The organism is Paraburkholderia aspalathi, assembly GCF_905220735.1.
Lineage (GTDB): Bacteria > Pseudomonadota > Gammaproteobacteria > Burkholderiales > Burkholderiaceae > Paraburkholderia > Paraburkholderia aspalathi.
In genome coordinates, this window is the sequence record NZ_CAJNBA010000001.1 from 764481 (window position 1) to 788588 (window position 24108).

A 24108-nucleotide genomic window follows, 5' to 3' on the forward strand; every position below is an offset into this window, starting at 1 on the left:
GATGATTCAGGTGAAAGTAACGCGGCTGACACGCGAGGCGGAAGGGATACTAGGCATCGAGCTGCGGGCAGCAGACGGCACGTCGCTTGTTCCTTTCGAGCCCGGCGCACATATCGATGTCCATCTGGCTGGCGGCCTCACGCGACAATATTCGCTCTGCAGCGATGCGTCAGAAACAAATCGTTATCGTCTGGGCGTCGGGCTTTCCGCGACATCGCGCGGTGGGTCGAGTTATCTGCACACATCGCTTCGCGAAGGCGACTTGCTCACGATCAGTGAGCCTCGCACGTTGTTCGGTTTGTCACGCGAGGCGACATCTCATCGTTTCATTGCAGGCGGTATAGGCATCACGCCTATCCTCAGCATGATCCGATGGTGTGTGCGCCATGCCGTACCCTGGCAATTGCACTATTGCGTGCGGTCGCGGATGTGTGCGGCGTACCTCGACGAATTGCGCGCTTTCGGTGGCAAGGTTCATGTGCACGCCAACGACGAATCAGCCAGTGGGACGCCTGACATTCAGACCTTGATCGGTGACATAAAACCTGGCGAGCACGTCTATTGTTGCGGACCGGGTGGACTGATGGACGCCGTATCGCATCACGGCCAGCAGTCCGGCATACCGCGCGAGAATCTGCATTTCGAGCGGTTTACCGCATCGCCCGTGCAAGTCGCCGACAGGAGCGAGCGGGCATTCACGATCGTGCTTGCAAAGCTCGGGATGCGATGCGTGGTCGAACCCAGCGAGTCGATTCTGGAGAGCCTCGAACGTCACGGCGTCTGCCCACCGTTTTCCTGCCGGGAAGGACTGTGCCGCAGTTGTGAGGTGAGAGTGTTATCGGGCGAAGTCGAGCATCGCGACTACGTGTTGAGTGAACACGAGCAGATGTCCAGCAAATCGCTGATGATCTGCGTGTCGCGCGCAAAATCTGACGAACTGGTAATCGACCTTTAGTTCCTGCACGTTCACCTCGCTATTACGTGCAGCGTTGCGATCTTCGACACGCGACCACGAAACGAACACTTTCTGCAGATTCCATGCGGTTCCAGCTTCGTGGATCAGGAAGTGCATACTCCCGCTACCATCCGCCCGGCCGAGGACCACGACTCATGGCACTAACCTCGCCGCCACCACTGGGATTCCCGATGGTGATCAAGGCCGGAGTCTGCGTCAAACAGGCAGGACAACTGCTTGAGCCCGTGGCAGCATAACGTACGCCGCATGGCGTTCGTAGCGGCGCGCAGACATCACGTGGAGGATAAAGGATATGCAGGTCACTCGCACAATCAGTACCGTCGAAGTCCATACCGGCGGAGAGCCGTTCCGGATCGTCACCTCGGGTCTTCCCCGCCTGCAGGGCAACTCGATCGTGGAGCGCCGTGCCTGGGTACGCGAACATGCGGACAATATTCGCCAGGCCCTGATGTTCGAACCCCGCGGACACGCGGATATGTACGGGGGCTATCTGACGCCGCCCGTTTCACCCACAGCTGATTTCGGCGTCATCTTCCTGCATAACGAAGGATATAGCGACCACTGCGGACATGGTGTGATCGCACTGGCGACGGCGGCGGTGGAGCTCGGTTGGGTGCAGCGTGAATCACCCGAGACGCGCGTCGGCATCGACGCACCGTGTGGTTTTATCGAAGCATTCGTCAAGTGGGACGGCATGCACGCCAACGGTGTGCGATTCATTAACGTGCCATCGTTCATTTACAAGCGCGACGTGAGCGTCGAGACGCCGACTTACGGAACGGTGACGGGAGATATCGCGTTCGGTGGGGCATTCTATTTCTACACGGACGGCACACCGCACGGCCTCGCGATTCGCGAGTCGTCGGTCGAAGCGCTCAAGCAATTCGGTGCGGAAGTGAAGATCGCCGCTAATCGCGCGTTTTCCCTCGTGCATCCGCAGATTCCGGAAATCAATCATATCTACGGCACCATTATTCACGGCGCGCCGAGATTTCCCGAATCCACTCAGGCGAACTGCTGCATTTTCGCGGACCGGGAAGTGGACCGTTCTCCGACGGGTTCGGGCAGCGCAGGCCGCGTGGCGCAACTGTATCTACGTGGCGAGATTGGGCGAGACGACGTACTCGTGAATGAATCGATCATCGGCACGGTGTTTCGTGCGCGTGTTGTCGGTGAAACGCAGCTCGGTGAATTCCCCGCCGTGATCCCCGAGATCGAAGGCTCAGCCTACGTTTGTGGATTCGCCAACTGGATCATCGACGAGCGCGATCCGCTCAAGTATGGATTCCTCGTACGTTGATTTGTCTGACAAATGCTGCGATCGATGGTTTACCATGACCATCTCACGTCGTTTGCAGGCTCGGTCAGTAAGTATGATGAATACCCGAAAGATTTTGATGATCGTTGGAGGGCTCCTGCTCGTAGCAGTAGGGGTCACGTACCTGATGCTCCTTCAGGCGGACCGCCGCTCAATGGCAGAACTCACGGGCGCCATGCATGAGTCCGCACCCCCTGCCGTCGTCGATTCGCGCCCAGGCGATCATGTGACGGCCGGCAGCATCGACCAATCGCAGCCGTCCGGTTCGATCACAAAAAGCACTGCCAATGCGCAGGAGCCGGTGGTTCCCGCTCCTGCTCCTGCTTTGGCAGTAGCACCCGCATCCGGCCCGGCCGCCGCACAAGTTACTGCGCAACCGAAACCTGAAGCACGACCGAAGCAGGCGCCATCGACGGCAGTCGCGTCGGTGAACGTACAGGACTCGGGTGCGCCGAAGGTGACTCCGGCGCAGCGCGCCCAGCGTGGACAAGACGGCGTGGACCATCGCGCGATAACGACTCGAGGCGCGACACCGGAAACGGACGAACTGGTCAGGGAATCGGCGAAGCTCGATCCATCGTTGCCTCCGCCGGATATGTCGGCGGCTCGCGCCTCCATGGACCAAAGCAGCTCGAAACCTGGCAAGGGCTCGAACCCGGTCGCGGCCGCGATGACGGAACAGCTCGTCAAGGAATCGGCGAAGCTCGATCCTTCGCTGCCGCCGCCCAAGTAACCGACTTCTTCGGCAGCACGTGCGGCTGCATGAACTCTCCCGGCACTTGAGCGCCGCGCTTCAGCGCCTGGTGTAAGGCGTCCGAAGCAAGCGCTAGCGTCGCGCCAGCCTTTGCTGAATCTGAGTGAAGAGCCAACTGACGAGCAGCGTGGACACCGTACCCAGGACGACCTGCACGAGCCGGAACAACGGCACGCCCCAGAGCGGCCCTTGCGCGGGGACCAGCAGCACGATAGTCGCGGTGATAGCGCCGAGGCGCGCTGCGCTGCCCACGTTCACGCACCAGCAGACTACGATCACCGCGGCAATTGTCGTTGCGTAGCCCAGAATCTCGTGCGTGCCAGCGCCGAGACACGCGCCGATGAAACCGAACAGGCCGCCCGCCATGGCCCCGATGAACTGGTCGCGCGACAGATTGCGAGTGTCCGCGTAGCTGTGCTGTGCAACGGCGATGGCAGTAATCGCCGCCCAGAAAGCCTGCTCGGTGTGCAGCGCGCCGGCGATGCCGTAAGCGAGACATGCGCCGCAAACGGCCTGCAACGCCGTTAGGCAACCCTCGGCGAGCCGGTCGCGAAACGGCAGGCTCTTCAGCAGGTCGACCAATACGTCGGCGGCGCGGATGCGTGCTTCGTTTCGCGTTTCTTTCGTTTCAGCCATCGCTCGTGCTGCTTACCCGGAGACCCGAACCCGTGGGGCCGGGATGACCGTGAGAGACCGGACCCCCTGTGCGCCGTGAATCAGGACACCCTCGATGTCAGCGGTCGCCGAAGGTCCGCTCATCAGAACCGCGTAGTTCGCAGCGAAGAATTCGCAGCGGTGATACGCGTGGTGCAGATTACCGACAATGTCAGCGGGATCAAGCAACGCTACGAGATGCTGGGACAGATAGCCGAGCGCATTGACCTGATACTGCGTTTCGCTGAGCCAGATCGACCCGGTCTCGGCGACCGCGAAGCGGGGCCGCACGATACCGACATCGACGTCGTTTAGTTCATGCGGATCCTGAACATCTTCGATGCGTCGCGTTCCGGCCAGTTCGGGCACGGCCGAGCAGATCACCTTCGCGTCCGGATAGCGCGCCCGGATCAGCGCGTCGATGTCGCCGTCAGCGGGCATCTCCGCCCAGGTGCCGCCCATCTGGGCGAGCGTTTCCTTGAACTTGTCTAGCGCCGGCGGCAGACCGGCGTCGAACATTGGCACCTCGGGGAGTGGGGCTGGCGTGCGCCGCGCGGCGCGCAGACTGTCGAGAATGGCGTTTCGGCTGCTCATTTTGCTTTCCTGTTCTTGAGGTACCAGTCACGGAAGGTTTGCTCGGGCGCATCAGGCACTTCCCGTTGCTTGCCCCACGCATTGAATGGGTTGTAGATGAAGGCACGCGGCAACTTCGCGACAGCCGTATCCGCCGCCTTGATCGCTACGCGGTACAGCTTCGGCTCGGCCAGCACTTTGCCTGCGACCTTCATCGCCTCTTTCTTGATGAATGGCAACTCGTGCTGCTCGGCGACAATCTGGCGCCACTTGTAGATCTGCTCATGAATGTTGATCTTGACCGGGCAGACGTTCGTGCAACTGCCGTTCATCGTCGAAGCGAACGGCAGTGCACTGTATTTCTTCAGATCGAAAGTCGGATTGATGATCGCGCCGATCGGACCGGAATACACACCGCCGTAACTCAGACCGCTGCTGCGCCGGTAGACGGGACACGTATTCATGCAGGCGCCACAGCGGATGCACTTCAGCGAGTACCAGAAGTCGTCCATGGCGAGCCGTGCCGAACGGCCGTTGTCCACCAGCACGAAATGCATTTCACCGCCTTTGCGCGGACCACGGAAATGCGATGTGTACTGCGTGATCGGTGCACCCAACGCATTGCGCGAGAGCATTCGAATGAACACGCCGAGGTGTTCGAGCTTCGGAATCAGCTTCTCGATACCGATCGATGCAATGTGCAGCGGCGGCACGTTCGCACTCAGATCGGCATTGCCTTCGTTCGTGCACACGGTAATGCCGCCCGTCTCCGCGATTGCGAAATTGCAGCCGGTCATTCCGGCTTCGGCGTTCAGGATCAGCGGCCGCGTTGCATCGCGCTGCGCTTCGGCGAGGTAATGCACATCGCTGTTAGCCGGGTCGGTTCCGAGTGTTTTAGAAAACACTCTGGACACGTCCGACGCGAGCTTGTGAACCGCCGGCACCACGACGTGTGCGGGGCGCTCGTGATCGAGCTGCTGGATCCGTTCGCCTAGATCAGATTCCACGACCGTGATACCCCGTGCTTCGAGGTATTCGCGCATCTCACACTCCTCGGTGAGCATCGACTTGCTCTTGACGAGCGTCTTCGTGTGGTGGCTTTCGAGAATTTCGTGCACGATGCGATTGTGCTCTTCTGCATCCTTTGCCCAGTGCACGATTACGCCGTTGTTCGTCGCATTTCGCTCGAATTCCTCGAGATAGCTGGCAAGGTGCGTCAGCGTGTGTTCCTTGATGCCCGAAGCAAGCGAACGCAGTTCTTCCCATTCCTCGATACCGTGCGCGGCCTGATCGCGCAGGGTTCGCAAACTCCACAGGCGCTTGTCGTGGAACTCGAGGTGCTTTTCGTCGGCGATAAACTCGCGCGACGCCTTGACGTGGTCAACACGTTTCATGAACGGGCTCCGTTAAGGATCTGGGCGATGTGGATGAACTTCAGATCGAGGCCAAGCCGTTCCGAGCAGCCTTTCTGATGCATCAGGCACGACGAATCGGCGGACACAATGTATTCGGCACCGGCCTGCTTGTGATCGCGAACCTTGTCCTGGCCCATCCGCGCCGAGACGGGCTCCTCAGTCACGCAGAACGTGCCGCCGAATCCGCAGCATTCGTCAGGCCGGGCGGGCATAACGAACTCGATACCCTTGACCTTGTTCAGCAGTGACAGCGGTTTCGAGAAGAACGGCTCGTCAACCTCCGACATCTTCGCAGTGCGCAACCCTCGCAGCGTTCCGCAACTGTTGTGCAGGCCGACCTTATGTGGAAACTCGGCCCACGGAAGCGCGTCGACTTTCAACACGTCGTGCAGGAACTCGACGAGCTCATACGTGTTGGCACGCACGGCCCTGCTTTCCGCGGTCGGTTCGATTGCCGTGAAGTGATCGCGTACGTGGTGCACGCAGCTACCGCTCGGTGCAACGATATAGTCGTAGCCGGTGAAATTCTCGACGAACAGCGCTTCGGTCGCGGCGGCGTCTTTTTCGCATCCGCTATTGCCCATCGGCTGGCCGCAGCAGGTCTGATCGAGCGGGAAGTCCACGTTGCACCCTAATCGCTCGAGCAGTTCGAGCGTTGCGACGCCTACATCGGGAAAGAAGGCGTCGATGAAACATGGAACAAACAAGGCAACTTTCATGATTTCTCCGGTGGCGACGAATGACTGCAATTAGCGAAACCTGTCGAATCTCAATACCTCATGGCAAGCTCACCTTGCCTGCATCTGGTCAGCACGGCGTTCATCAGTAGTGGTGACCCGAAGTCAGGTCGACCTTCCCTTTGAACACGTTGTAGCTGTAGAGCGTGTAGATCAGCATCAACGGGTAGACGAATAGCCCCGCGCCCCAGAACATGAAAGCGAGGCTTGCATGCGGGCCCGCCGCCTGGGTGATCGTGAGCGAGAACGGGACTATGTACGGTAAGAACGAAATCGCCAGCATCGCGTACGCGCAGATGAACAGCAGCACGATCATGAGAAACGGCTGGTTATCCCGGCGCCGTCTGACGCCGCGCAGCGTGCCTGCGATTGCGCACAGCGCGACCAACGGAACAAGAAAGAGATAGGGACGGTCGAGCCAGCGATGCATGATCGCGAGGTCTTCATGAAGCGCGTGAAGGAACAGCACAATCAGCAGAACTAGCACGACCCCAAGCAACGGCGCAATCGCACGATACGCAGCGTCGCGCGCGTCGGCCTCGCATTTCTTGATGACCCAGCTCGCGCCCAGCAGAGCGTAGCCGGCGCATAGCGCCACGCCGCACAGTGCCGAGAAACTGCTGCACCACGTCATGATGTCGCCTGCAAAGCGGCCGTTGACGACCGGCAAGCCCTTGGCAAGCGCGCCGACCATCGCGCCCTGCATGAACGCGGCGACAACCGAACCCACCACGAAGCCAACGTTCCAGATCGCCCGCGTACGGCGAGCCCTGCCACGGAACTCGAAGGCGACGCCGCGAAAGATCAGGCCGGCGAGCATCAGGACCACGGGCACATAGAACGCGGAGACCAGCAGCGAGTAGACCGAAGGGAACGCACCCCACAACACCACGCCGGCCACGATCAGCCAGGTTTCGTTGCCGTCCCACAGCGGTGACACGGCAGCCAGCATATGGGCACGTCGCGTTTCGTCCCGGGTCAGCCCGAACAGGATGCCCACACCGAGGTCGAAGCCGTCGAGCAACACGTACAACAACGTGCTAAGGGCGAGTATCAGCGACCAGTAGAGGATCATTTGAACGTCTCCGAGATTATTTGACCGTCGACGGCAGATCCGTCGTCGCCGAAAGCGGACGGTTCGGCAAGGCGGCAGGCGGCGCGTGCAACGAGTCCTCGGTGGGTCCGGCCTTCAGCAACTTATAGATGTAGTAGGTGCCGAAAGCGAAGATGAAGACGTAGGTCGCACAAAACACGAGTAGCGAGCCCGCCGCAGCACGTGGTGTCAGGAATGGGGTGACGGCGTCCGCGGTGCGCAGCAACCCGTAGACGGTCCAGGGTTGCCGTCCTACCTCGGCCGTGAACCAGCCCGTGAGGGTCGCGATGAATGGCAGTGGAAAACACAGGAACACCGTCCACAACAACACACGCCGCTGCAGCAAACGCCCCTTGAGCGACAGAAGCGTGCCACCCCAGGCGACCAGCAGCATGAGGAGGCCACACCCCACCATGAGCCTGAAAGTGAAGAAAGGAATGGCGATTGGCGGGCGCTCGCTGCGCGGGAAATCAGTCAGCCCGACCTCTTTCGAATCGAGGCTCATCGATGCAATCAGACTGCCGAGCACCGGCACCGAGATCGCATAGTCGTTCTTTTCGTGTGCTGCGTCGGGCCACGCAAGCAGGACTTCGGACGCGGGCTGTTCGTCATGCCAGCGTGCTTCGATCGTTGCGAACTTGATCGGCTGATAGCGGTGCACGTAATCGCCCACCAGGTGGCCGAACAGCAACTGGACCGGCAGCAGGATCGCGGCGAGAAAAAGGCCCATCCGTAGCATCACGCGACCCTCCGCGAGACACATTCCGCGCAGCGCGTACCACGCACCAGTTGCCGCGACACAGAACGCGCCGGTGACATAGGCCGCGAGCAGCATATGAGGGAACCGCACCCATACGACCGGACTGAAGATGATCTTCGCCCAGTTGTCCGGCACGTAGACGCCGTTCTGGATCGTGTACCCCACCGGATATTGCATCCAGCTGTTGTTCACCATGATCCAGAATGCCGAGAGCGTCGTACCGAGCGTGACCATCGCTGCCGAGAAGAGATAGAGTCCCGGCTTCACCTTATTCCTGCCGAACAGCAGCACGCCGAAGAACGACGCTTCGAGCATGAAGGCCGTGAAGGTCTCATAGGACAGCAGCGGTCCCTGGATCGGCCCCGAAAGACGCGACAGTTCGCTCCAGTTCGTGCCGAACTCGAAGGCCAAGACGATTCCGGAGACCACGCCCATACCGAAAGCGATCCCGAAGATCTTCAGCCAGAAGTCGAAGACGCGGCGGTACACGGGCCGCCTGGTAATCAGATGCAGCGTTTCCAGTACCGTCAGCCACGCCGCCAGTCCAATGGTGAAAGACGGAAAAATGATGTGAAACGAAACCGTAAAGGCGAACTGCAACCGCGACAGCATGAGCGCAGTGGTGTCCATACCGCTCCCCTAGCGACAGAGGTTGGTTTGCGCAACCGAGACAGGTTGCTGAATCGGTTGCAGTGAATTGCCCGGCAGGACGCTCATCAGGCCCACGGTCGCATCGAGTCCGCAGTGCAATCACCAGGCCGCAGTGATTGAATTGAACGGTTCATGCTTCCAGGCGTTTGATGATAGTTGGCGGGGCGAAGGACTGCTATTACATGAATCTGGAATCAGGCCGGCGAGACCGTTGGCGCTCGCCGCTTGTTGAGCAACGACGACAGGGAATCAGGACGACCTGTGCACAATGACGATTTGCAGCCTCGGCAAAGAGATTGAATGTCTCGCCCACGATGTCATGGCAGCGTTTTACGCCCACGCGTTTGAGGACGCCGATGATAATTTCCGTAATGCTCTTGCTCATGAACGTCTCCGGCTGTCAGGTGACGAGATGAAACCCCAGTGAGATATGCGCAGGATTCAGGTTCGCGCATCGGGCTGCTTCAGTACGTAGCGTGACAGTGGTGCGGCTTTGCTGTTTCCCGGTACGAACGGCAACTTTCTGTTTCGCACGATGATTCTTTGCCAGTGAGAGTCCTTTGAAATCGCCTCTCCATTCCACATTGCATGCCCTTCACGCGAAGGGCGCATCAGGACGCTCAGCCGCGGCGGAAGTGATCGATGCTCTGGCCGGCGGCCACTGCGCGGCGCAGCCACTCGGGCATCTCGCCGAGACCTGTCCACGTGTTGCCATATGCATCGCGATAGCGAATCATCTGTTCATCCTCGGCATCGCGATTGAGCGCGTGTTCCAGCGCTTCGATCGTGATCTCGGATTCCATCATGCGACGCCTGAGCCAACAGATCAGGCGCTCTCGCGCTTCTCCTTCAAGACGCTCAATGAACGTCGACATAGGTCGCTCCTGGGCGTGAATTTTATTGCGCGGATTAAAGGGAGTAGGTCACGGCTTTCGGCTTCGCATGCCGTTCGCGCACGGCCGTTTCATGGACGTCGCTCGTCAACGCTTCGATCGGCCCGGTGAGGTCGTTGCACGGAAACAGTGCAGGACGATCCTGTCGGGTGAATGCGTTATCGATGTCGCAAATGTAGCGGCTTCGCCCTGAGCGTCGTTTAGTGAAAGCACAGGCAACTTCGAATACGCACGATGGGCAATGGCAGGCAGGCGAACTCGACATACGACTCGGGCGCGCAGCGACTGCGTCCAGTAAGGCCGGATAGGAGTGGGCAGTCTGTCCCTCCGCTTTCCAGCCCATGTTGCGACTCCTCTGGCCTCACCCTATACACACATATGATTTTCGCGGCAGGGGTTTTCCCATAGGATGGGAACACCTGAACGTCGGGCAAAGCAACATCGCGCCGTCGTAACCGCATGTATGGCTGAGGAAAAGTCGCTTGCATACCCATCGGATAGTTTCAATCATCGACGACGACGAATCCGTCCGTATCGCCACATCGAGCCTGGTTCGTTCACTGGGTTGGGACGTCCGACTCTTTGCGTCCGCCGAAGATTTCCTCGATTCCGGCCAGATCGGCGATGTTGCGTGCATCATCTCCGATGTGCAGATGCCTGGCATGACTGGGCTCGAGATGCAGCGGCGCCTGCTCGACGGCGGGATTACGCTGCCGATTATCTTTATCTCCGCTTTCGTATCAGAGACAGTGCGCCGCCAGGCGCTGGACGGCGGAGCGATATGCGTACTCAGCAAACCCGTTGATGGCGCAGCCGTGTCGAGTTGCCTCGAAACGCTTCAGGACGAAGGCGGCGAGCTTCATTGAAGCCCGCTCCTAGTGGGCCTTAGCAGTCGGGTATTGAAAGAATCGGATAAAATAAGTACCAGACTAAATGAGTCGGCGTCCTGCATGTCGGACTTTAATGTGCCGTTTTTGCGGCACGAGACAGGGTTCCGGTACTCGTCAACGAACGTTTGCCTCGAATGCCTATGCCAACATCGCGCCGTTTAGTTTTCCTCCTTCTCGCGCGGCGCGCTCAATCGCCGTCATGATATTCCGCCCACGCGCAGGCGAACCGATGCGGCATGACGCGCGCGTACTGTCCGTTCTCGCCGCCGCTATCGCGCTCGTCGTATTCCTGATCGACGCGCTCACGCCACTCGATATCGCGATTGCCGTGCTGTATGTGGTCGTGGTGCTGCTCGTCGCATCGACTGGGTCCCGGCCCGCTGCGATCCTCACCGCATGGAGCTGCGTGGCACTCACCGTGATTGCGTTTGCGATGTCGCATGACGAGCACTACTCTGGCGGCGCGATTGCGCGCTGTGTCGTGAGCCTGCTCGCCATCGCCACGACGTCGGTGCTGGCATTGCGCAATCAGAAGAACACCGCGACGCTGCAGGAGCAGCTGCAGTTGCTCGATCTGACGCATGACGCAATTGTTGTGTACGACATGAACGAACTGATCACGTTCTGGAATCACGGCGCGGAAGCACTCTACGGATGGACCGCGCGCGAGGCAATTGGCCAGCCGATTCATGAGTTGTTGCGAACCCGCTCGTCAGTCTCACTCGGCGAGATTCGCAGGGAGATTCTGCGTTCGGACCGCTGGCAAGGCGAATTGCAGCGCGTGCGCCATGACGGCGCTACCGTCATCATTTCGAGCCGCCTGGCATTGTGGCGCGACGCGAAAGGTAAGCCGCGCGCCGTGCTCGCCACCAACAACGACATCACCGTCCGCAAGCAGGCAGAGCAGGCGCTCGAGCGCAGCGAAGCGTTCCTGTCCGACGCGCAGCGCTTGAGCCGCACCGGCAGCATTGCGACGAAACTGCCTGGCGGCGATATGTGGTGGTCCGACGAAACGTATCAGATCTTCGACTATTCGAAGGACGTCACACCCAGTCTCCAACTGATCCTCGAGCGCTCGCATCCCGAAGACATCGCGCTCGTCAGGCACGCTTATCAGCAGAGCCTCGCGGGCGCGCCGTTCGTCGACGTCGAACATCGCCTCGCGATGCCCAATGGAAGTGTCAAATACGTGCATTACGTCGCGCATCTTGCAGCACCGCAGTCGGCGCATCCCGAGTACGTTGGCGCGCTGATGGACGTGACAGAACGGCGGGTGGCGCAGGAAGCGCTCGACCGCTCGACGGCCGAGCTCGCGCACGTGACGCGCGTGACGATGCTCGGCGAATTGGCGGCGTCGATCGCGCACGAGGTTACGCAGCCCCTCGCGGCGATCTCCACGTGCGGCGACGCCGGCCTGCGCTGGCTGAACCGTTCGCAGCCCGATTTGAAGGAAGTCGGGCAGTCGATTAACCAGATGATTCGCGACGCCAGGCGCGCGAGTGATGTGATCCGACAGATACGATCGATGGCGCAAAAGCGCGATCCGAGTCACGCGATACTCGATCTGAACGCGATAGTGAGAGAATCCGTCGAATTGGTGCGACGTGAACTCGATGGGCACCGTGTCGAAGTGGATGCCGATTACGCGTGCCCACCGCCGTCAGTATGTGCCGACCGTGTGCAACTGCAGCAGGTCATCATTAACCTCGTGATGAACGGCGTACAGGCGATGTCGGACATCACGGGGCGACCGCGGGAACTGCGAATCCGCACGCGCCGCTTCGACGCGCGGCACGCCCAGGTGATCATAGAAGATTGCGGCACGGGCATCAGCGAAGAGAACGCCGGGCGTCTTTTCAACGCATTCTTTACAACGAAGGCGGAAGGCATGGGAATGGGACTGTCGATCTGCCGCTCGATTGTCGAGGCGCACGGTGGCCGGATCTGGGCGGAATCGCAAGAGGGAAACGGTGCAGTATTGCAGTTCATTCTGCCGCTCGATGAGGGAACCTGTCATGAGCAGTGAAACGGGTAACGCCGCGAGTAACTCGATTGTCTATGTCGTCGACGACGATGAGTCGATGCGTGACGCGGTGGGTATGTTGTTGCGCTCGGTGGGCTTCCGGGTTGAAGTGTTCGCGTCCGCAGATGAATTTCTTGCGTTCCAGATGCCGGATGTGCCGAGTTGTCTGATTCTGGATGTGCGGCTCAAAGGGCAGAGTGGCCTCGCCGTGCAGGAACAGATTGCGGCGGGCGAATTGCGTGTGCCGATTATTTTCATGACCGCGCACGGCGATATTGCCATGTCGGTCAAGGCGATGAAGGCCGGCGCGATGGACTTTCTCGCGAAACCATTTCGCGATCAGGACATGTTGGACGCCGTGGCGACAGCCCTCGGCAAGGACGAAGTACGGCGTGAAGCGGACCGCTCGGTCGCGGATTTGCGCCGCTGCTACGCTTCGCTCACGCCGCGCGAGCGCGAAGTGATGGCCTTTGTCGCGAGCGGCCTGATGAACAAGCAGATCGCCGCCGAAATGAAGCTGAGTGAAATCACGGTGAAGATTCACCGCGGTCAGGCGATGAAGAAGATGGAGTCGCGTTCGCTTGCCGATTTCGTTCTGAAGGCGGAAGCACTCGGCGTCAAATCTCCGCAAGGCACCCGTACGCCGCCGCGCGTTCAGCGCGGCTGAACCGCGCGGGCATTTTTGCCTCCGGAACGGCGAAAATCGCATCGCCGTTCGTTTTCGCTCGAATCCCTCGTACTGTGACGCCCCGATGCGCAAACGGGCGCCCTCGCGCGGCTATTGCATCTGCGCATTTCCCGCCCGCATTAAACCTTCATATAGGTTGACCCACCCATTCGACGCCGCAGGCAACCTTATGTACGGCTAGGCGCGTGAGTTTCGTTTGATTAACTTTGAGTCATCGCGGTGCCGGTGTTTCTACCGCAGGCAGATCACTCTATCGGACGGACTTATCATGGCCAGCTCGCTGCTCCCGTATCCTGAAACCGGTGCTGACATCGCGCCGCAACGCATCGCCAGCTCAATCGATGCAGAGCATCAATGGCGCTGCCGGCGCACGTCACACGCGCAGCCGCGCCGGCAGCCTGGCAATGTGCCGGTGTCGCGCTGGACGCGCAACATCACTACGCCGCTCGAAGTCGTTAATCACGGCAACGAGTCCGATCACTGCATCGGCCTGGCTCTGAAATGCACATCGCTGACCTTCAATCACGCGGGCCGCAGGCTCATCCAAGGGCGGGTGAATGCGGGCGTGGCGCAGGTCACGGCGCCCGCCGTGTCCGTTAGCGCTGTGTTCGAGTCGTCCGTCGACGGGCTGCATCTGTTCGCGTCACAGCAAGTTCTCGCGGAGTGCTACGAAGATCTGTTCCAACGTCCGCATGCGGGCGACATCGTGCTTGGCGACCCGAAGCTGATCCGCGACCCCGTTCTCGATCGGCTTGGTCAGGCGCTAGCCGTCTCACAGACCTGTGACGCCGCGTTGGGGAAGGTCTTTACAGAAAGCGTCAGTCTCGCCATCGTGTCGCGCATCGTCGCGCATCAGTTCACGGCACCGAACTCGCAGAACCGCGAAGGGGCCGCGCTGCCGCAGTGGCGCATGAACCGTGTGGTCGAGTACATCGACGCGCATCTATCCGAGACGATCGGCCTCGCCGACATTGCCGCGAGCGCCGGCCTAACCCGCATGCATTTCGCCGCGCAATTCCGGCGCGCGACGGGTTTGCGTCCGCATGAATACCTGCTGCGCCGCCGGATCGAACACGCACAGCATCTATTGCTGAACTCGAAGCACAACGTCTTGGATGTCGCGCTGAGCTGCGGCTTTCGCTCGCAGGCGCATTTCACGACTGTGTTCAAACGCTTTGCAGGCGAGACGCCTTGCTGCTGGAGGATGAAAGCGAATGGCGCTCGATAAACAGGTTCACTCGTTCCTCGCGATCAGTGAGGCGTTTCTGAAGCAAATCGGCGATTCACTATCTATCGACGACTGCAGCGAAGCCGACGAATCCCTCGTGATGGGCAATGCGCACTGCGAAGCGGCCGGCGAATGCCGCGACCCGCTGCGATAGACCGAATAAAACGCAATTCGAAGGTAACTCTTGAACAGGAGCCACGACATGCAGGCAAACGCAAACATCATCGATCCGTGGATGCAAACCATTGGCCTGTTATCCCTGCTTGCCGGAGAATCGAAATGCTGCGGCGTAGGGCCGAATGAAGACAATGGGGCGCGTCATGGGGACGGCACGGCATTTTACGGCGTCACGGTGAGCTTGGTGGAGCGGCAGACGTTTTCGACGGTGACGATCGCCTGGCGCGACTCGACCCGCTGCTGCTATGGCGATCAGATCTGGCACTCGACGCGGGCTCGCATCGAAGGCGTCTGCGCGATGAGCGGGCGCCCGATTCGGCCCGGTGACGCGGTGTATAAGCCGCGTCCCTGCCGGCCTGCGCCACGCAATGTCGGCGCAATGATCCTGACGTCCGCGCTCGACGATGCAACCGAGACCTGATTTCACTTCTTTCTTGCGCGGCTTGTGCCGGCTGGCAGTCGTCGCGCTCACCGGCGTTACCGCCGGCCTCACAGGCCTCGCGCTTGCGGCGCTGCTGCACGCCATCCAGCATGTCGAGTCGGCCTACAGTATCGATCCGATCTTCAAAGATGAGCGCTTCCTCGACTGCGCCAGCGTGATGCCGCCTGCCCGTCGGGTTGCCGTGCTGACGGTGTGCGGTGCGGCCGCAGGATTCAGTTGGTGAGCAGTGTATCGCTCACGCTGTTCGCTCGCAGGCGCATTTGACGACTGCATTCCGCCAGCGCGTCGGCGAAACGTCGGCTCCAACATCATTACGTCCAATACTTGAAATCCGTGATCGTCCGCTGATAGCCCGGCGTATGACGTGGCGCGTTAGCGTCCGCGCGGTGGCTGCTTTCCTCCCGCGAATGAACCGACGATTGCGCATGCACGGGTTCTGAGGCTGGAGTGTGCAGCCGCTCCGACACGTCGGCGACTTGCGCAGGCTCCCGGTTATCTGTGGCGATGCGTTCGAGCGGCAGCTGAACGTCCGTTCCGACAGTGATGACCGCTCGTATCAGGCCGCGCGCCGGCAGCGCGCACGACGCGCCGATCGTCAGGCAAACGGCTGCGGCAACGTAGCCGGTTCGGAACCACGGAAATCTGATCGCGTTCATCATGCGTTCTCCACGATGCGCTCTGGACCACATGCAAGGCGCGCAAGGAATTGATTGGACATGAGATCGAGTGTCGTCTTGCGAACCGATACTTTCTTTCGCACAAGCACGCGCTTTGTCTAATCGCATCCGCATGCGGCACCGATTCGCCGTGCACGTCCGTTGGTATGGATGTCCGTACTCGTGCATGCGGATAAAGACCGTGCGACTACGAAACGGGCAATGACAGGCGATCGCTAGAATCCGGACATGCTTCAAGGCTGACTGCGAAGAGGTGCGCCAGCAGCGAAGACTTAATCTGAACGGAGAAGCGACATGGCAAAGATGGCTGCAGACTACATGGTGGGCGCGCTAGAGAAAGCGGGCGTGAAGCGCATTTATGGTGTCGTGGGGGATTCGCTGAACGGCCTCTCGGATGCGCTGCGCCGGGACGGCTCGATTGAATGGGTTCATATGCGGCACGAGGAGAGCGCGGCATTCGCCGCGGGCGCGGAAGCCCATCTCACGGGGCAACTCGCGGTCTGTTGCGGAAGCTGTGGACCCGGCAACCTCCATCTGATCAATGGACTCTTCGACTGCCATCGGAGCGGCGTTCCCGTTCTGGCCATCGCGGCGCATATCCCGAGCTCGGAGATCGGGATCGATTATTTTCAGGCTACGCATCCAGAACTGTTGTTTAAGGAGTGCAGTCACTACGTCGAACTCGTGTCAAGCCCGGAACAGTTGCCGCAGATTCTAGCGCGAGCAATCCGGACGGCCGTTGCGCGAAAGGGCGTCGCGGTCGTCGTGGTGCCGGGCAATGTGGCGCTCGGGCCGCTGACCAAACCGGTGCCGAACTGGAGTGTGCCGTCGGACCCGGTGATCCGGCCGTCGAACGACGAGACGGTGAAGCTCGCGGACCTGTTGAACCGATCGTCGCGGGTGACGTTGCTCTGCGGCGCCGGTTGCAAGGATTCGCATGCAGAAGTCGTGGAGCTTGCGCGCAAGCTGCAAGCGCCCGTCGTGCATTCGCTGCGAGGCAAGGAGTACATCGAATACGACAACCCGTTCGATGTGGGCATGACAGGGCTGGTCGGATTCTCATCCGGCTATGCGGCGATGAAAGGCTGCGACATGCTGCTGATGCTGGGTACCGATTTCCCGTACCGCCAGTTCTATCCGGAGGGTGTGACCATCGCACAGGTCGATGTGAGGGCGGAGGCACTCGGGAATCGGTGTCCAATCGATCTCGGGGTGCTGGGAACCGTAAAGGACACGCTCGGCGAGTTGTTGCCGTTGATCCACGAGAAAACAGACAGCAGCTTCCTGAACCGTGCACTCGACGACTATCGCAGCGCCCGGGAGGGACTGGACGCGCTGGCGGAGCCCGAAGCAGGCAGCCATACCATCCATCCGCAGTACGTGACCAGGCTGGTGAGCGAGCTGGCGGACGACGATGCGATCTTCTCCTGCGATGTCGGCACGCCGATCGCGTGGACGGCCCGATATCTGAAGATGAACGGCAAACGGAGGCTGGTGGGTTCGTTCAATCACGGCTCGATGGCGAACTCGATGCTGCATTCGATCGGTGCACAGGCCGCCTTCAGAGACCGCCAGGTGATTTCGATGTCCGGCGACGGCGGCTTCACGATGATGATGGGCGAGTTCGTCACGCTCATTCAGACGGGCTTGCCTGTCAAGGTCGTCGTGCTTAACAACGGCACGCTAGGTTTCGTGGAGTTGGAGATGAAAGCTAGCGGGTTCGTCGATACGGGATGTGACCTGAAGAATCCGAACTTCGCCGCGATGGCGAATGCGATGGGTATCAAAGGCGTGCGCGTCGAGCATCCGGCGGAACTGGAAGGCGCGCTGCGCGAGGCTTTTGCACATCCGGGTCCGGCGCTTGTCGACGTCGTGAGCGCACGTCAGGAACTTGTGATGCCACCTGTGACGAGTGTCGACGAGGCCTACCACTTCGGATTGTTCATGTTGCGTGCAGTTATGGACGGACGTGGCCAACAGCTCATCGACCTCGCGAAGGTCAATCTGTTGCGATAGTGATCCAGTTGGCACGTGTGCTGCGGCCACGTCGTTATGCACGTGGCCCGGCCCGCGAGCGGTCTCCAAAGCGAATACTCGCTTTGAAGCGCTGCCCCTCGCTCATCGCATGATGAAGCCACCGTCGACGGAAATGGACTGACCGGTGACATAGCTCGAAGCATCGCTGCAAAGCCAGAGAACGACGTCGGCGATCTCTTCCGGTTTCCCATATCTGCCCATTGGAACCGCCTTCAGCAGTGCATCAAGCGCTTCGCTCTGGCCGGAGGCTGCCATCTGCTCGGACATCGGCGTCCAGAACAGACCCGGGCAGATCGCGTTGATCCGGATACCTCGTGCCGCATACTCAAGGGCAGCACTCTTGGTCAGCCCCAGTACACCATGCTTCGCAGCGTGATAGGTGCCACGCTCCGCGCCGCCGACGAGGCCGCCCAAAGACGAGCAGTTGACGATCGCGCCGTTGCCCTGCCGGCGCATCTGTTGCAGTTCGAATTTCATGCAACTCCAGACACCGTCCAGATTGATCGACATCACGCGGTCGTAGTCGTCTCGAGTCGAGTCGGCTGTTTCAGCAAGGACATTCTGGACGCCAGCGTTGTTGTAGGCGATGTCCAATCTTCCAAAGGTCGACACGGTTTGCGCGACCATTGCCTCTACCTGTGCATCGTCGGCCACGTCGCACTGCACAGCGAGGACCGCACAACCTTGGTCCTTCAGTTCGTCGGCCGCCGACTCCACGCTCTCTCTATCCCGGTCTGCCAGCACGACGGAAGCCCCTGACAAGGCAAATGCTTTCGCCGTCGCCAAACCAAGGCCGGAGCCCGCACCCGTAACGAGTGCAACCTTGTTCTCAAAAGTTATATTCACAATCAATTCCCTCAATTCGTACAGGTAAGGTATTCAGCAGTGCTCTCTGCCGCCGGATCAACCGGTCACGCGGCGGCCTTCAATTGGATAGTTCGGGTCCGTATAGCCGGCCGTCGATGCATGCCCGGCAGGCACGAGACTGTCGACAAACTTTTCGTCGTCCGGTCCCAGTTGCAGCGTCAATGCGTCGATGTAGCTGTCCCAGTGCGCTTCCGTGCGTGGCCCAGCGATAGCGGAACTCACAAGCTTGTTCCTGAGCACCCACGCAATGGCGAACGCTATCGAGGTGGTACCGCGTTCAGCGGCGTACTCCGCGACCTTCTGTGCGATGGCGAGAGATTCCGGACGCCACTCGGTCTGCTGGATGCGCTTGTCACCGCGTGCAACACGGGAGTCGGCAGGAGGCGCACCGTTGGGTGCATATTTGCCGGTCAATACACCTCTGGCGAGCGGGCTGTAGGGCACGACGCCAATGCCGTAGTGTCCAGCCGCCGGCATCAACTCCACCTCGGCGGTACGGTCGACCATGTTGTAGACCGGTTCGATCGCAACGGGGCGATCGATGCCCAACTGATCGGCAAGGCGCACGATCTCCGCAATACGCCAGGCGCGGAAGTTGGACAGACCGAAGTAGCGCACCTTACCCTGACGAATGAGGTCGCCGATGGCGCGAACCCCTTCCTCGAGCGGCGCGTCAACAAGCGACCGGTGGAAGTAGAGAATGTCGATGTAGTCGGTGCCAAGGCGCTTCAGGCTGGCGTCGACCGTCTGGTAGATCCATTTGCGTGACTGGCCCTGTTCGTTCAGGCGGGCGCTAACTGAAGCCGGATAGCCGAACTTGGTTGCCACGACCCAGTCATCCCGTCGATCCGCAATTGCCCGCCCGACGATTTCTTCAGATCGGCCAGCGTGGTACACATCGGCAGTGTCGAGGAAATTGATGCCCTGGTCGAAAGCCTTGTCGATAATCCGGCGCGAGGTCGCTTCATCCGTTTCGCCGCCAAACATCATTGCACCCAGGCACAGGGGCGAAACCTTGAGGGCGCTGCGCCCCAGATATCCATAGTCCACTCTCATCATCTCCATGCAGGCCGCGCCTGCGGTTAACAGAACGTGCACGCCGGAAAGGCGCATCAGCGGGCGCTTTCATCGCCGTCTGTATGGAGGATGATAGGTCGATGGTATCTAGTGATAAAGCCAGTAAAACAGCAAACCATCATGAACTGTATTCATGAATCTCATTCCAGTTCCTGGGCTATTCCTTGCGATAACGGATTGCATCGATCACCACGGTCATCGCCCGCGAGAACTCACGTCGAGTCGCATAGCAGGCGTGCAGCCCTGGAAAGGTGGGGCACCATTCTTCCAATACCTTCACGAGGCGACCCGCTTCGACATGAGACTGGGCGAGGTCAGCCGGAATGTAAGCCAGACCGTATCCCGACAACGCGGCAGCCAGCATCGGGTAGGTCCCGTTGAAAGCGAGTTGTCCGTCGACGCGAACCTGCACCTCGCGACTGCCCTTCTTTAACTCCCATGGATAAAAGCCGCCCAACGTCGGCAAACGAAGATTGACGCAGTTGTGCGCGGTCAGATCCTGGGGCTTCCTTGGCAACGAACGCGTCTTCAGGTACTCCGGTGTCCCGACGATCGCCATGCGCATTTCGGGCGCGAGGCGGACCGCGATCATGTCCCTGGCTACCTGATCGCCGTGGCGAACGCCGATGTCGTACCGATCTGCCACGATATCTGAGAGGCCGTAGTCGGTGATGATCTCCACCTTGAGGTCTGGATATTCATGCAGGACCGGCGATAACCTGGGCCACAGAACCGTTTCCGTCGCGTAATCGGTCGCGGTGATGCGGATCGTGCCCGCAGGTTTGTCCCGAAACTCCGTCACGGCCGCCAGTTCGGAATCGATCTCTTCAAAACGGGGTGTGATGGTCCGAATGAGGCGCTCGCCAGCCTCCGTCGGCGCGACGCTGCGCGTGGTTCGGGTCAGGAGTCGCATTCCGAGCCGGCTTTCGAGTGCCCGGATGGTATGGCTCAAGGCTGATTGCGATACGCCGAGTTGCGCGGCGGCGCGCGTGAAGCTGCGCTCGCGCGCGACGGCAATCAGTGCAAGCAGGTCGTTGTAGCTCTCGCGACGCATTGATGAACTCATTTCATAGGTGTTTGCCGATTCTAGCGCCTAGTCGAGCATGAGTGGACACGTTAGATTCCGGATATCGACTCATTTAAATGCAGTCAGGCGCTATCGAGGAAACTGCCGATGAGGATATTCGCTGTCGCGATGATGTCGCTTGCGTTCGGTACCGCGGCCTGTTCGCAGTTCGAAAGGAAAACTGATATGGAAAGCCTGGATCGCGCGTCCCCCAGCAACTTGCTCACCGGAATGGGCACCGTTTCACCCGCTCTTGAGCGCTATACGAACGACGTGGTGCTGGGCGACCTGTGGAAACGTCCACAGTTGTCCGTGCGGGATCGCAGCGTGGTCACGCTCTCAGTATTGATTGCGCGCAATCAGAGCGCGGAGTTGCCGTTCTATCTCGATCTCGCGCTCGAGGGCGGCCTCAAGCCCAGCGAGATTTCGGAAATCATCACGCATCTGGCTTTCTACTCCGGTTGGGCCAACGCGACCGCGGCTGTGAAGGTAACGAATGCCGTTTTCGAGAGACATGGGATTGCGGTGGCGCAACTCCCGCCAGCAGCAGTTGACCTTTTGCCGCTCGACGAGGCTGCCGAAGCCCAGCGCGAAAGCACAGTTCAGCAAAACTTCGGCGCCGTTTCGCCTGGAGTTGTTCAATTCACCCGAGATGCGCTGTTCAACGACCTGTGGCTGCGGCCTGGTCTTGCGCCCCGCGATCGTAGTCTCGTCACGGTCAGCGCGTTGGTCGCCACTGGACAGGTCGCGCAACTGACCTATCACCTGAACCGGGCAATGGATAACGGACTGTCCAAGGCACAGGCGTCCGAAGTCATGACGCAACTAGCGTTCTATGCGGGCTGGCCGAATGTTTTTACGGCGCTTCCAGTTGTGAAGGACGTGCTTGAGAAGCGTCCCGGCTAACTCACTCCTTGGCGCCACGAGCTTTGCTGGGCGAGAAAATCTGTCCAAGCGCTTAGCCGACCACCGACTCAACGTCGCCGGGGCGGCGAGAATGCGACGATCTTGTAGCCCATCCGAATGTCCACTTCTTCCCAATGCTGCGATCTGGCATCCGAGCAAGGTTTCCTTGCTGGTTTATCTTTTGGCTAGCCCGCGTGTGCGAGGGGGCGTGTCGTGCAAACCTTGGGGCGCCCGGTCGCGTAGCAGCAGGGGCATCAAACGCCGGTTGGCTGTCTGGGCCGCCCACTCGCAATACGCGGCGCTGCCGAGCACCCAGCCCTTGAGCGTCGACTGCATCAGGTCATTGACCTCGCGTTCGTCAAGAAGCTGTGCGCCCAAATCGCGGTAAGCCTGCTGGCGCTCGAACGGCGTATTGCCGAGCGCCCGGTAGAGTGGATGGTCCTTGATGAAGTTATCGACACGCAGCCCGATGTGGTGCGTGTAGCTAGACCATTGATAGTTTCCAGCCTCGGCTACAAGGCGGTTGCGCACCGGCGCATGATCGATGACCTGGCTCGCGAGCAGGAAATATCGATCGGGCTCAATCACTGTTGCCCGGTACTCGCCACGCCACACCGCGCCGCGGCGTCCATGGCGACGGTTGAAGGTCTCGACATAGCGACGGCCGACCGCCTGCATCGCCACGGGCACGCTCGACTCGTACGAAGGCGTGACGAGGAACTGTATCGCGTCAGGCATGAGCACCCATGCGTGGACTGCCAGATCGGCGACGCGCGCTGCGTCTGCCAGGCAGGCGAGGAAGTACAGGTAGTCTCCCTCGTCCAGGAATGCGGGCCCCGTGAGCCCCTGCAAGATAACGTGCTGAGGTTGTTCTGGGACGTAATGCCGTGCAAGCCGTGCCATGCTGAATTACCGGAAATCCGATGTGAGAAAGCGATCCGACAGATCTCGAACGCGCGACATTGCGTCACGTGTGTATAGGATGAAATTCTATCGGTCATATGCGTGGGTCCGCATCGCGAACAGGCCTTTTTTCTGGCCTCTTTTCGCTGATTTGCCGATCGCTACAAACATCTGATTTATGCCACTGCTGAATAGCGGCACCGCGCTATACGCCTCCAGATGCTTTGCCTGCGCGTCATCCGGCACCAATACATCGAGTAGCACGACGGAGCGGCGGTCGAAGCGCCATGGTCTTCATTCGCATTTCACCTGAACCGGTCAAAGCCCAGCGTAATGTGGCTTGCGAATTTAATCAGTAGGTATCCGAACAATAACGGTCGACTCCAATCCGAGGCCTTGGGCGGCGGCTAATACGGATGTCTGTCCGTTTGATCGCAAGACTTTGAAAGACCTCAATCATTATTTAGCTTGTTGATGACGTCTTTTTGATCGCGTACGCTACCGTAAAATCTTGCCAATGCGGAACTCGCAGGCTGCGGCAATCAGCAAATGTCGGTGCGGGACGGGGAGTATAGCGATGAAAATGTCTCACAGATTAGGAAGCTCCGATACGGCGGGGCCGGTGTGGGGGCTTGTCTTTGGCATGTTCATGACGGCAATCGGAATTGGCCTCTGGTTTCATGCGACGTTGTCGGCCCCCTCTGGACGACAAGATGAATCGTTGGCCGTCGCGGCCGTTATCGTCGGCCTGTTTTCTGCCGTCTACGCGGGGCGCGAACTCTTCCACAAACGTCGGTAGATCGCCCCATTCTCCAACGCTATCATTGCGCCCCGTTGGCGATAGCCGCGGCGAGGCGGTCTCGCTGCGACTGCAGACGTGACCAGGCAGTTATAAGCGCGTCGAGAGACGCTAGCTCCTTGTCACGAGTTCCCAAACGCTGAAGCAGCGAGATGTACTCCCGTCGCACTGCAATCACGCCCTCAAGTGCCACCAAGGCTTGCTCAACTTCGCCGAGTTGTCGCCGCAGGTCATCTGTCATTTCAATCCTCCTGACGGACGAACGCATCCTGATCGTACTGGACTCGCTCCAGCGACTCCGGTGCGCCTTGGCACTCGTTGCTGATGCCAAAGGCTGCGGATAATCCGGCGCGCTTCTCTGATTTCCATTAGCACTCTCTTAAGGGTGTAGTGGATTGGCGCTGATTCACCTGGCGCGGAGTGATCGTACGGGCGCCGTTTCGCTCGAGACGTCGTCTCGCGCCGATGGTGGGCTCGCCAAAGTACTGTGTAAACGTACAGTAT

At 59.9% G+C, this 24108-nt stretch carries 26 protein-coding genes and 1 pseudogene; 13 read left to right on the plus strand and 14 right to left on the minus strand.

Features of this window, described 5'->3' with window-relative positions; all coding sequences use genetic code 11:
- Position 1: 1 nt before the first annotated feature.
- From KHO30_RS03315 to KHO30_RS03325, 3 genes are all read left to right on the plus strand, one after another.
- Positions 2 to 955 (plus strand): PDR/VanB family oxidoreductase, encoded by a 954-nt coding sequence (locus tag KHO30_RS03315; RefSeq protein WP_211700034.1) that lies wholly within the window; start codon positions 2 to 4, stop codon positions 953 to 955.
- Between the two features lie 313 nt (positions 956 to 1268).
- The gene (lhpH, locus tag KHO30_RS03320; protein ID WP_211700035.1) at positions 1269 to 2276 is read left to right on the plus strand and encodes a trans-3-hydroxy-L-proline dehydratase; all 1008 of its coding nucleotides are present in this window, start codon (positions 1269 to 1271) and stop codon (positions 2274 to 2276) included.
- Between the two features lie 172 nt (positions 2277 to 2448).
- Entirely contained in the window at positions 2449 to 3027 is a 579-nt protein-coding gene (locus KHO30_RS03325; RefSeq protein ID WP_244863926.1) for a hypothetical protein, read from the plus strand.
- A 93-nt stretch (positions 3028 to 3120) separates the two neighbouring features.
- On the opposite strand, the gene KHO30_RS03330 is transcribed toward KHO30_RS03325, so the two are convergent.
- The 8 genes from KHO30_RS03330 to KHO30_RS03365 all read right to left on the minus strand — a co-directional run bounded on the left by KHO30_RS03330 (position 3121) and on the right by KHO30_RS03365 (position 9806).
- On the minus strand, positions 3121 to 3684 hold the full coding sequence (locus KHO30_RS03330; RefSeq protein WP_211700037.1) for an FUSC family protein: 564 nt from the start codon (positions 3682 to 3684) through the stop codon (positions 3121 to 3123).
- A 12-nt stretch (positions 3685 to 3696) separates the two neighbouring features.
- The gene (locus KHO30_RS03335) at positions 3697 to 4296 is read right to left on the minus strand and encodes a LutC/YkgG family protein (protein WP_211700038.1); all 600 of its coding nucleotides are present in this window, start codon (positions 4294 to 4296) and stop codon (positions 3697 to 3699) included.
- Entirely contained in the window at positions 4293 to 5669 is a 1377-nt protein-coding gene (locus tag KHO30_RS03340; RefSeq protein WP_211700039.1) for a lactate utilization protein B, read from the minus strand. Before KHO30_RS03340 ends, KHO30_RS03335 begins: the two co-directional genes overlap by 4 nt.
- A complete protein-coding gene (locus tag KHO30_RS03345; protein ID WP_211700040.1) occupies positions 5666 to 6409 on the minus strand; it encodes a (Fe-S)-binding protein in 744 nt (247 codons plus the stop codon). The genes KHO30_RS03340 and KHO30_RS03345 overlap by 4 nt, the downstream gene beginning before the upstream one ends.
- Before the next feature lie 103 nt (positions 6410 to 6512).
- Positions 6513 to 7502, minus strand: a complete 990-nt coding sequence (gene cydB / locus KHO30_RS03350) for a cytochrome d ubiquinol oxidase subunit II (RefSeq protein WP_211700041.1) — start codon at positions 7500 to 7502, stop codon at positions 6513 to 6515.
- A 16-nt stretch (positions 7503 to 7518) separates the two neighbouring features.
- Entirely contained in the window at positions 7519 to 8910 is a 1392-nt protein-coding gene (locus KHO30_RS03355) for a cytochrome ubiquinol oxidase subunit I (RefSeq protein WP_211700042.1), read from the minus strand.
- Positions 8911 to 9109: 199 nt separating this feature from the next.
- Positions 9110 to 9316: a hypothetical protein gene (locus tag KHO30_RS03360; protein ID WP_211700043.1), complete on the minus strand. Its 207-nt coding sequence runs from the start codon at positions 9314 to 9316 to the stop codon at positions 9110 to 9112.
- A gap of 235 nt (positions 9317 to 9551) precedes the next feature.
- Positions 9552 to 9806 carry an H-NS family nucleoid-associated regulatory protein gene (locus KHO30_RS03365; protein WP_211700044.1) on the minus strand — a complete coding sequence of 85 codons (255 nt, stop codon included), beginning with the start codon at positions 9804 to 9806 and terminating at the stop codon, positions 9552 to 9554.
- A 500-nt stretch (positions 9807 to 10306) separates the two neighbouring features.
- On the opposite strand from KHO30_RS03365, the gene KHO30_RS03370 reads away from it, so the two are divergent.
- From KHO30_RS03370 to KHO30_RS03400, 7 genes are all read left to right on the plus strand, one after another.
- Positions 10307 to 10690, plus strand: a complete 384-nt coding sequence (locus KHO30_RS03370) for a response regulator transcription factor (RefSeq protein WP_211700045.1) — start codon at positions 10307 to 10309, stop codon at positions 10688 to 10690.
- 253 nt (positions 10691 to 10943) lie between these two features.
- Positions 10944 to 12740: a PAS domain-containing sensor histidine kinase gene (locus KHO30_RS03375; RefSeq protein ID WP_244863927.1), complete on the plus strand. Its 1797-nt coding sequence runs from the start codon at positions 10944 to 10946 to the stop codon at positions 12738 to 12740.
- Positions 12730 to 13404, plus strand: coding sequence for a response regulator transcription factor (locus KHO30_RS03380; RefSeq protein WP_211700047.1), 675 nt, complete (start codon positions 12730 to 12732; stop codon positions 13402 to 13404). Before KHO30_RS03375 ends, KHO30_RS03380 begins: the two co-directional genes overlap by 11 nt.
- Positions 13405 to 13693: 289 nt before the next feature.
- Positions 13694 to 14653 carry a helix-turn-helix domain-containing protein gene (locus KHO30_RS03385; RefSeq protein ID WP_211700048.1) on the plus strand — a complete coding sequence of 320 codons (960 nt, stop codon included), beginning with the start codon at positions 13694 to 13696 and terminating at the stop codon, positions 14651 to 14653.
- Positions 14640 to 14807, plus strand: a complete 168-nt coding sequence (locus KHO30_RS03390) for a hypothetical protein (RefSeq protein WP_211700049.1) — start codon at positions 14640 to 14642, stop codon at positions 14805 to 14807. The genes KHO30_RS03385 and KHO30_RS03390 overlap by 14 nt, the downstream gene beginning before the upstream one ends.
- Positions 14808 to 14855: 48 nt before the next feature.
- A complete protein-coding gene (locus KHO30_RS03395) occupies positions 14856 to 15251 on the plus strand; it encodes a DUF3331 domain-containing protein (protein WP_211700050.1) in 396 nt (131 codons plus the stop codon).
- Complete coding sequence (locus tag KHO30_RS03400; RefSeq protein ID WP_211700051.1) at positions 15235 to 15495, plus strand: hypothetical protein; 261 nt, start codon at positions 15235 to 15237, stop codon at positions 15493 to 15495. The genes KHO30_RS03395 and KHO30_RS03400 overlap by 17 nt, the downstream gene beginning before the upstream one ends.
- 88 nt (positions 15496 to 15583) lie before the next feature.
- On the opposite strand, the gene KHO30_RS03405 is transcribed toward KHO30_RS03400, so the two are convergent.
- The gene (locus KHO30_RS03405; protein WP_211700052.1) at positions 15584 to 15931 is read right to left on the minus strand and encodes a hypothetical protein; all 348 of its coding nucleotides are present in this window, start codon (positions 15929 to 15931) and stop codon (positions 15584 to 15586) included.
- A gap of 312 nt (positions 15932 to 16243) precedes the next feature.
- On the opposite strand from KHO30_RS03405, the gene poxB reads away from it, so the two are divergent.
- Positions 16244 to 17965: a ubiquinone-dependent pyruvate dehydrogenase gene (gene poxB / locus KHO30_RS03410; protein WP_211700053.1), complete on the plus strand. Its 1722-nt coding sequence runs from the start codon at positions 16244 to 16246 to the stop codon at positions 17963 to 17965.
- Between the two features lie 102 nt (positions 17966 to 18067).
- Here the strand turns inward: poxB and KHO30_RS03415 are convergent, their stop codons facing one another.
- The 3 genes from KHO30_RS03415 to KHO30_RS03425 all read right to left on the minus strand — a co-directional run bounded on the left by KHO30_RS03415 (position 18068) and on the right by KHO30_RS03425 (position 20984).
- Positions 18068 to 18832: an SDR family NAD(P)-dependent oxidoreductase gene (locus tag KHO30_RS03415; protein WP_211700054.1), complete on the minus strand. Its 765-nt coding sequence runs from the start codon at positions 18830 to 18832 to the stop codon at positions 18068 to 18070.
- A gap of 57 nt (positions 18833 to 18889) precedes the next feature.
- Positions 18890 to 19903 carry an aldo/keto reductase gene (locus KHO30_RS03420; RefSeq protein ID WP_211700958.1) on the minus strand — a complete coding sequence of 338 codons (1014 nt, stop codon included), beginning with the start codon at positions 19901 to 19903 and terminating at the stop codon, positions 18890 to 18892.
- A 184-nt stretch (positions 19904 to 20087) separates the two neighbouring features.
- Positions 20088 to 20984: a LysR family transcriptional regulator gene (locus tag KHO30_RS03425; protein WP_211700055.1), complete on the minus strand. Its 897-nt coding sequence runs from the start codon at positions 20982 to 20984 to the stop codon at positions 20088 to 20090.
- Between the two features lie 120 nt (positions 20985 to 21104).
- On the opposite strand from KHO30_RS03425, the gene KHO30_RS03430 reads away from it, so the two are divergent.
- A complete protein-coding gene (locus KHO30_RS03430; RefSeq protein WP_425312875.1) occupies positions 21105 to 21902 on the plus strand; it encodes a carboxymuconolactone decarboxylase family protein in 798 nt (265 codons plus the stop codon).
- A 185-nt stretch (positions 21903 to 22087) separates the two neighbouring features.
- Here KHO30_RS03430 and KHO30_RS03435 read toward each other — a convergent pair.
- Positions 22088 to 22805: pseudogene (locus KHO30_RS03435) on the minus strand (transposase).
- A 577-nt stretch (positions 22806 to 23382) separates the two neighbouring features.
- Here KHO30_RS03435 and KHO30_RS03440 point away from each other — a divergent pair.
- On the plus strand, positions 23383 to 23604 hold the full coding sequence (locus KHO30_RS03440; RefSeq protein WP_211700056.1) for a hypothetical protein: 222 nt from the start codon (positions 23383 to 23385) through the stop codon (positions 23602 to 23604).
- A gap of 22 nt (positions 23605 to 23626) precedes the next feature.
- Here KHO30_RS03440 and KHO30_RS03445 read toward each other — a convergent pair whose 3' ends face one another.
- Complete coding sequence (locus KHO30_RS03445; RefSeq protein WP_093634097.1) at positions 23627 to 23845, minus strand: hypothetical protein; 219 nt, start codon at positions 23843 to 23845, stop codon at positions 23627 to 23629.
- Positions 23846 to 24108: the final 263 nt, after the last annotated feature.

What these genes read in the sequence shown, in the direction of transcription:
- KHO30_RS03390 (WP_211700049.1), top strand. Translation starts at nt 14,640, where the DNA reads ATGGCGCTCGATAAACAGGTTCACTCGTTCCTCGCGATCAGTGAGGCG.
- KHO30_RS03340 (WP_211700039.1), bottom strand. Translation starts at nt 5,669, where the DNA reads ATGAAACGTGTTGACCACGTCAAGGCGTCGCGCGAGTTTATCGCCGAC.
- KHO30_RS03385 (WP_211700048.1), top strand. Translation starts at nt 13,694, where the DNA reads ATGGCCAGCTCGCTGCTCCCGTATCCTGAAACCGGTGCTGACATCGCG.
- KHO30_RS03445 (WP_093634097.1), bottom strand. Translation starts at nt 23,845, where the DNA reads ATGACAGATGACCTGCGGCGACAACTCGGCGAAGTTGAGCAAGCCTTG.
- KHO30_RS03405 (WP_211700052.1), bottom strand. Translation starts at nt 15,931, where the DNA reads ATGATGAACGCGATCAGATTTCCGTGGTTCCGAACCGGCTACGTTGCC.
- KHO30_RS03315 (WP_211700034.1), top strand. Translation starts at nt 2, where the DNA reads ATGATTCAGGTGAAAGTAACGCGGCTGACACGCGAGGCGGAAGGGATA.
- lhpH (WP_211700035.1), top strand. Translation starts at nt 1,269, where the DNA reads ATGCAGGTCACTCGCACAATCAGTACCGTCGAAGTCCATACCGGCGGA.
- KHO30_RS03425 (WP_211700055.1), bottom strand. Translation starts at nt 20,984, where the DNA reads ATGCGTCGCGAGAGCTACAACGACCTGCTTGCACTGATTGCCGTCGCG.
- KHO30_RS03360 (WP_211700043.1), bottom strand. Translation starts at nt 9,316, where the DNA reads ATGAGCAAGAGCATTACGGAAATTATCATCGGCGTCCTCAAACGCGTG.
- KHO30_RS03325 (WP_244863926.1), top strand. Translation starts at nt 2,449, where the DNA reads ATGGCAGAACTCACGGGCGCCATGCATGAGTCCGCACCCCCTGCCGTC.
- KHO30_RS03400 (WP_211700051.1), top strand. Translation starts at nt 15,235, where the DNA reads ATGCAACCGAGACCTGATTTCACTTCTTTCTTGCGCGGCTTGTGCCGG.
- KHO30_RS03440 (WP_211700056.1), top strand. Translation starts at nt 23,383, where the DNA reads ATGAAAATGTCTCACAGATTAGGAAGCTCCGATACGGCGGGGCCGGTG.
- poxB (WP_211700053.1), top strand. Translation starts at nt 16,244, where the DNA reads ATGGCAAAGATGGCTGCAGACTACATGGTGGGCGCGCTAGAGAAAGCG.
- KHO30_RS03380 (WP_211700047.1), top strand. Translation starts at nt 12,730, where the DNA reads ATGAGCAGTGAAACGGGTAACGCCGCGAGTAACTCGATTGTCTATGTC.
- KHO30_RS03335 (WP_211700038.1), bottom strand. Translation starts at nt 4,296, where the DNA reads ATGAGCAGCCGAAACGCCATTCTCGACAGTCTGCGCGCCGCGCGGCGC.
- cydB (WP_211700041.1), bottom strand. Translation starts at nt 7,502, where the DNA reads ATGATCCTCTACTGGTCGCTGATACTCGCCCTTAGCACGTTGTTGTAC.
- KHO30_RS03395 (WP_211700050.1), top strand. Translation starts at nt 14,856, where the DNA reads ATGCAGGCAAACGCAAACATCATCGATCCGTGGATGCAAACCATTGGC.
- KHO30_RS03375 (WP_244863927.1), top strand. Translation starts at nt 10,944, where the DNA reads ATGCGGCATGACGCGCGCGTACTGTCCGTTCTCGCCGCCGCTATCGCG.
- KHO30_RS03365 (WP_211700044.1), bottom strand. Translation starts at nt 9,806, where the DNA reads ATGTCGACGTTCATTGAGCGTCTTGAAGGAGAAGCGCGAGAGCGCCTG.
- KHO30_RS03345 (WP_211700040.1), bottom strand. Translation starts at nt 6,409, where the DNA reads ATGAAAGTTGCCTTGTTTGTTCCATGTTTCATCGACGCCTTCTTTCCC.
- KHO30_RS03430 (WP_425312875.1), top strand. Translation starts at nt 21,105, where the DNA reads ATGAGGATATTCGCTGTCGCGATGATGTCGCTTGCGTTCGGTACCGCG.
- KHO30_RS03355 (WP_211700042.1), bottom strand. Translation starts at nt 8,910, where the DNA reads ATGGACACCACTGCGCTCATGCTGTCGCGGTTGCAGTTCGCCTTTACG.
- KHO30_RS03330 (WP_211700037.1), bottom strand. Translation starts at nt 3,684, where the DNA reads ATGGCTGAAACGAAAGAAACGCGAAACGAAGCACGCATCCGCGCCGCC.